Source organism: Inquilinus sp. (assembly GCF_057815775.1).
Genome location: NZ_JBYRFX010001101.1, coordinates 1 through 2,790, shown reverse-complemented (window position 1 = coordinate 2,790; position 2,790 = coordinate 1). Strand labels below are relative to the sequence as shown.

Sequence of the window (2,790 nt, the reverse complement as noted above, 5' to 3'; positions counted from 1 at the left end):
TGAGGGCCGGATTCTTCATTCGGGCTTGCATGATCGGTGTCCTTGGAACGAGTCAGAGAGATGGGACGACACCATCCCGGCCGATTGCCGTGTCACACCGGCCGGGTTTCGTTCGTCATCGCCATGACGGATGACGCAGCGACGGATGTGACCGATGGGCGATAAAAATCTTCCGGCCGGGGAGAACGGCTTGGCCGAGCGGTTTGAGAGCCAGCGGGCGCAGCTGCGCGGCGTGGCCTATCGCATGCTCGGGTCGTTGAGCGAGGCGGAGGATGCGGTGCAGGAGGCCTGGCTGCGGCTCAGCCGGTCCGACACCGGCGGCGTCGACAATCTGGGCGGTTGGCTGACCACGGTAGTCGCACGGGTGTGCCTGGACATGCTGCGGTCCCGCCGGTCGCGGCGCGAGGATCCGATCGACGCGGTGCCCGAGGTGCCGGCTGCGCGTGACAGCGGCGCCGACCCCGAACACGAGGTGTTGCTGGCCGATGCCGTCGGCTTGGCCCTGCTGGTGGTGCTGCAGACCCTGGCGCCGGCGGAGCGGGTGGCCTTCGTGCTCCACGACATGTTCGACCTGCCCTTCGAGGAGATCGGCGCTGTCGTCGGCCGCTCCCCGACCGCGGCCCGGCAGCTGGCCAGCCGGGCGCGCCGGCGGGTGCAGGGCAAGCCCGCCAAGCCGGATGCGGACCGCGCCGGCCAGCGCCGCGTGGTCGACGCCTTCCTGGCGGCGTCGCGCGGTGGCGATTTCGAAGCGCTGCTCGCCGTGCTCGACCCGGATGTCGTGGTCCACGCCGACGGTGTGGCCAAGCAAGCCGGAGCGTCCGGCGAGCTGCGCGGCGCGGTCGCCATCGCCCGGTTCTTCCAGGGCAAGGCCCAGGCCGCCCGGCCGGCGCTGGTGGATGGGGCGATCGGCGCCGTGGTGGCGCCACGCGGGCGGCTGTTCCTGGCGCTCGGCTTCACCATTCGGGACGGGCGGATCGCCGAGATCCGCGTCACCGCCGGTCCCGAGAGCCTCGGCCGGCTCGATCTGGCGGTGCTGGAGGACTGAGGGCGTTGCCGATGTAGCCCGGATCGGGGACTGTGCAATCGGCGCGTAACCGCCGTGCGGCAGAAGGTCATGGCCCGGGCTGCCGGGCCTTGCAGGAGAGACACCATGGCGGCCTGGCCGGATCGGCGGATTCTGGACCTTCTCGGACTCGAGCGGCCGGTCATTCAGGCGCCGATGGCTGGGTCGGCCACACCGGCGATGGCGATCGCCGTATCGGAGGCCGGTGGGCTCGGCTCGCTGCCCTGCGCACTGCTCGGCCCCGATCAGTTGCGGTCGGAATTCGCCGCCATCCGGCAGGCGACGGCAAAGCCCGTGAATCTGAACTTCTTCTGCCACCGGCGGCCGGAGATCGATCCTGTGCGGATGGCGGCCTGGCACCGGCGCCTGTCTCCCTATTATGCCGAATTGGGCCTCGATCCCCAGCTCCCGGGCCAGGCCATGGGGCTCGACCCGTTCGATGACGCACGCTGCGAATTCGTCGTAGAGGCCAGGCCCGCCGTGGTCAGCTTCCATTTCGGGCTGCCGGACCAGGCGCTGCTGGCACGGGTGAAGGCGGCCGGGGCGAAGATCCTGTCATCGGCCACCACCGTGGCCGAGGCCCAGTGGCTGGAAGACCATGGCTGTGACGCCGTCATCGCGCAGGGGCTGGAGGCCGGCGGCCATCGCGGCACGTTCCTGGCCGGCGCCGCCTCCGCGCAGGCCGGGACCATGGCCCTGGTGCCGCAGGTGGTCGATGCCGTCCGTATCCCGGTCATCGCGGCCGGCGGCATCGCCGACCCCCGCGGCGTCGCCGCCGCCTTCGCTCTGGGGGCAGCGGCGGTGCAGGTCGGCACGGCCTATCTGTTCTGCCCCGAGGCCAACCTGTCGCCCGCCCACCGGCTGGCCCTGAAGACGGCGCAGGATGACGAGACCGTCATCACCAATGTGTTCACCGGCCGCCCGGCCCGGTCGATCGTCAACCGGATCATCCGCGAGGTCGGGCCGATCTCGGGCGACGCGCCCGACTTCCCTTTGGCGGGGGGAGCCCTCGCACCGCTGCGGGCCAGATCGGAACCGTCGGGGTCGGCGGATTTCACGCCGCTGTGGTCGGGTCAGTCCGCGCGTCTCTGCCGGGAGATGCCGGCCGCGATGCTGACCCGATGGCTGGCCGAGGAGGCTTCGGCGATCCTGCGGATACGGTGAACGGGGCCGGTCAGTCCGGGGACGCCGCGATCATCTGCGCCCGGACAAAGGGCAACAGCGCGGCCGGGTTGGCCACTTCGCGCCGGGGGATCGGGATCGGACTGGCTTCGAGCCAGACCAGGATCAGGCCCGTTTCCTCGGTGACCGTCTGGACAGCGCTCCAGAACCACAGCACCGTGCCGGTGCCGGCCGCCACGGTGATGCCGTCGCCGGCGATCGTGACCCGCCGTTCCCGCCGCAGCCGATCGATCTGCTGTCGCAAGGAGCGCCGGTTGGCGCGATGGGCGAAGCCGGTCACCGCCCAGGCGCCGCTCCAATAGGCCAGGAAGGCCAGCACCGCCACCAGCCCGCCGACACTGCCGTCGACATCGCCCAGCACCACGACGATCAGGCCGGCCAGCAGGCCGGCGGCGATGCCGAGGGTGATGATTGCAAAGGAGCCGCCCCGGCCGGCGGTGGCGCCCTGCTGGCGCTGCCAGGCCTGCTGATAGGCCCGCGCCTCGGCCTCGGTCAGCACCAGGGTCAGGTCGAAGCGCGCGGTGTCTTCGATCATCGGGCCACCA

General features: G+C 71.3%; 3 protein-coding genes. 2 read left to right on the top strand and 1 reads right to left on the bottom strand.

Going from position 1 to position 2,790, the window contains the following annotated elements; all coding sequences use genetic code 11:
- Positions 1–190 precede the first annotated feature (190 nt).
- Entirely contained in the window at positions 191–1,045 is an 855-nt protein-coding gene (locus tag AC3XYG_RS39405; protein WP_489145371.1) for a sigma-70 family RNA polymerase sigma factor, read from the top strand.
- Between the two features lie 105 nt (positions 1,046–1,150).
- A complete protein-coding gene (locus AC3XYG_RS39400) occupies positions 1,151–2,227 on the top strand; it encodes an NAD(P)H-dependent flavin oxidoreductase (RefSeq protein WP_489145370.1) in 1,077 nt (358 codons plus the stop codon).
- Between the two features lie 10 nt (positions 2,228–2,237).
- Here the strand turns inward: AC3XYG_RS39400 and AC3XYG_RS39395 are convergent.
- Positions 2,238–2,790 (bottom strand): hypothetical protein (locus AC3XYG_RS39395; RefSeq protein ID WP_489145369.1); only part of this gene is annotated, 553 nt, incomplete at its 5' end.

Coding starts and splice junctions, on each gene's coding strand:
- AC3XYG_RS39400 (WP_489145370.1), top strand. CDS start 1,151: ATGGCGGCCTGGCCGGATCGGCGGATTCTGGACCTTCTCGGACTCGAG.